The sequence below is a fragment of the Methyloversatilis sp. S146-33 genome, from assembly GCF_059552495.1.
Genome location: NZ_JCANOT010000002.1, coordinates 1 through 2,963, shown reverse-complemented (window position 1 = coordinate 2,963; position 2,963 = coordinate 1). Strand labels below are relative to the sequence as shown.

The following is a 2,963-nucleotide window of genomic DNA, read 5'->3' as shown; positions in this document are numbered from 1 at the left end:
ACGCCGCTCCAGGGCTTTTCGAGAGCGCCAAGTTCGCCGAAGAACCGCGCGAGGCCCGCCACATCTCCAGTCTCGGTCCACACCTCAACACTTGCCGAAAGCGCGTGGCTTTCTAGCACCGCAGAGAGATAGGAATTAGTTACCGCTTCGATGCGGAGTGAACGGTTGGAGGTTGAGGAACGTAGCGTGAGCAACGGGATGACCTGCGCCATTTAACGTCGTAGTTGTGCGGACGCCGGAGCGGCGCAGCCGCGCAGGGCACCCAAAGCGCAGCTTTGGGCGGTCCGCTCGAACGCAGTGTTGGACGACACCGAGACCGTCAGCGAAGGCACGTTGTGCATGACGAAGCCGTTGCCCCTCTAAGTTGATCTGAACTTAACCAGGCCAGCTGCATTTGCCGCGGCCCGCCGCCCTCAATGCCCCGAAACACTAGCACAAGGGCATGGCGCAACAAGGGGCGAGCTCACGCGAGCGCGGAGTGCGAAGCGACCGCACTCGCTGACCGCCGCAGCCGCTAGCTCGGGCGCTGCACGCAGGTTCGGACCGCCCGCCAGAAACACCAAGAACCGGTGACGTTCAACGTTGGAGTTCAGCGGACGGCGAAGCCGGTCCGCTGCAATGAGGGGTTAGGAGACACGGTCAATCTTCCACTGCATGCGTGGCATGGACTTCTGCTCCGTAATTCGAAAATTGGCAGCTTGGCCACCATAGACGCAACGCACAACCCCAAGCGCTCCATCGGAGACATGAAGTAGGCATTTGAGCTGACCAATGAATTCGTCGAATCGCTTCGCGCGAAAGACCATCGTTAGGAGCTCGCGGAGCTTGGCATTGCCGGAAATGACCATTCCATTTGAGACTTCGACGAACTGCTCGGGCTTAGCCTCTGACAACAGCGCGTGCAAGAAGAGAACCACAAGCTTCGCCTCCTCATCCGGCTTCGCCCCGGCAGGCACCACGATTTCGAGTCGCGGGAGCATTTTGTCTCCTAACGTCGTAGTTGTGCGGACGCCGGAGCGGCGCAGCCGCGCAGGGTACCCAAAGCGCAGCTTTGGGCGGTCCGCTCGAACGCAGTGTTGGACGACACCGAGACCGTCAGCGAAGGCAGGTTGTGCGTGACGAAGCCGTTGCCCCTCACAGTTGATCTGAACTGAACCAGGCCAGCGGCGCTTGCCACGGCCCGCCGCCTTCAATGCCCCGAAACACTAGCACAAAGGCATGGCGCGACAAGGGGCGAACTCACGGGTGCTCGGAGTGCGAAACGACCATTCTCACTGACCGCCGCAGTCGCCTGCTCGGGCGCTGCACGTAGATTTGGACCGCCCGCCAGCACCACAAGAACCGGTGACGATCAACGTTTGAATTCAGCGGACGGTGAAATGCGCAGCATTCTGCCGGTCCGCTGGAATGATTGGTTCGGCGTCATGAGGACAGCGTCTTCCCGTGCACGAAAGTGATGACGTCGTGGACAGTTTTGGTGTCTTCCGCCTCCTTGTCCGAGATCGCAATTCTGAAGCGCTTCTCAAGTGCTTCGACAAGGGCGACGTCAACCATTGAGTCGCTGTCCAAGAGGAACCGTAAGTTACGCGAGAAGTCATCACCGGGGATCATCCTGGACACATCACCTTGGAGTTCGTCTGCAAGGACTTGCCGTACTCCGGTTACTACCTCGCGAGACATGCCAGAGTCTTGATAAAACGCTGCATAGAAGTCGTCATCCGATAGCGACTCTCTACCGCGAAACGTGTTTTGGAACTCCCTATCCACTCGTCGCTTCTCAAAGAAGAACCAGACCCCAACAGTGAGAGCGAGGACGGCAATTCCGAGTGCAGTATTCATGACGCCGAACGTTTGACATGAGAGGCGAGACCCGGCTTGCCGGGGCGAGTCCTCTCGATGGAAGGGTTAGGCGTCGCGGAGCGCATAGATGCCCTGCTCCGGCCTGTTGCCAAGTAGATCGGATACCTGACTGGACGACCATAGGTGACCGAAATCGTCGTCGAGAACGGCCGGTGAAAACCGTGACATGAGATGGGCAACAACTTCGAGTGCAAGTTGAGCGGCTTCACCGTGGGGAGCTGATACCTGGAACGCACATGACGTTGTTGTGCCTAGGGCACCTGAGAGCCTGCTCAATTCATCTTCGGTTTGCTCGGCAAGCTGGTCTTCGACGCCATAGCCGTGGAGAAAGAAGCTCACAGAGCCACGCGTGACAGTACCGTTGGCGAAGCCATGTGGGCCTGCCGCCTCTTCGACTTGAGACTGCGTTGCGCCTCCAAAGAATAGGATCATCGAATCCACAGCGGTCTTTCTGACGACGCCTAACGTTGAAGCTCAGCGGGCAGCGTAGCCGTCCGCTGCAGCGACTGGTTAGGTATCAGTCGCCACCTCGTCCCATGGAGAGCCCCCGTAGCCGATGGCCCAATTTATTCCATGGTGACGCTCCTGGATGATGCCGATATGAACCTCTGGACATTCACGGCCATTGATTGACGCATCACGCGCCTCCCAGTGCAAGTTCAGAATTTCGTCTGCCATTTCCACCAAGACCTCATCCGATCTTCTTCGGGCGGACGCAATAAATTCGTTCACCGACACCGACGTACGCGGTGGAAGGAGGTCCCGGAACAACGCTGGGTTGCAAGTTTCAGAGGGGGCGGGAATGGCTTCCACCAAGCCAAGCGACCACAGCAGAAGCAAAAGTGCTTCACTCCGCCACGAAGCGTTGAAAACCTGCCGTTCACTAGGCGTCTCTGACGTTATGAAGTCCAGTTCTTCCGGCGAAAGCTCGGCCCATAAGTCCTCCGCTCGCAGCCAATCAATCAACTTCTGCTTGTCGTCGCCGAACGCAATTGAAATGACGGCGAACAGCGCCAGCGCCCGTCGCGCAATGGCACCGGCATCTCGGATTTCGTCTTCCGGTCCTTCGTCGAAATAAGGTTCTTCCATTTGATATCTAACGT

The 2,963-nt window shown here is 58.2% G+C and carries 5 protein-coding genes; all 5 read right to left on the bottom strand.

The features are described 5' to 3' along the window. On the bottom strand, window positions 1-212 hold a 212-nt coding region (locus tag AC51BJ_RS00060), incomplete at its 3' end, for a hypothetical protein (RefSeq protein ID WP_496278923.1). A 414-nt stretch (window positions 213-626) separates the two neighbouring features. Further along, complete coding sequence (locus AC51BJ_RS00055; RefSeq protein ID WP_496278922.1) at window positions 627-980, bottom strand: hypothetical protein; 354 nt, start codon at window positions 978-980, stop codon at window positions 627-629. Between the two features lie 442 nt (window positions 981-1,422). Further along, entirely contained in the window at window positions 1,423-1,839 is a 417-nt protein-coding gene (locus AC51BJ_RS00050; protein WP_496278921.1) for an acyl carrier protein, read from the bottom strand. Between the two features lie 66 nt (window positions 1,840-1,905). Next, window positions 1,906-2,301: a hypothetical protein gene (locus tag AC51BJ_RS00045; RefSeq protein WP_496278920.1), complete on the bottom strand. Its 396-nt coding sequence runs from the start codon at window positions 2,299-2,301 to the stop codon at window positions 1,906-1,908. Between the two features lie 69 nt (window positions 2,302-2,370). Beyond that, a partial coding sequence (locus tag AC51BJ_RS00040; protein WP_496278919.1) for a DUF4272 domain-containing protein occupies window positions 2,371-2,963 on the bottom strand: 593 nt, incomplete at its 5' end.

Bases quoted from the DNA above. Each gene is read 5' to 3' on its own strand.
- AC51BJ_RS00050 (WP_496278921.1), bottom strand. From the start codon at position 1,839: ATGAATACTGCACTCGGAATTGCCGTCCTCGCTCTCACTGTTGGGGTC.
- AC51BJ_RS00055 (WP_496278922.1), bottom strand. From the start codon at position 980: ATGCTCCCGCGACTCGAAATCGTGGTGCCTGCCGGGGCGAAGCCGGAT.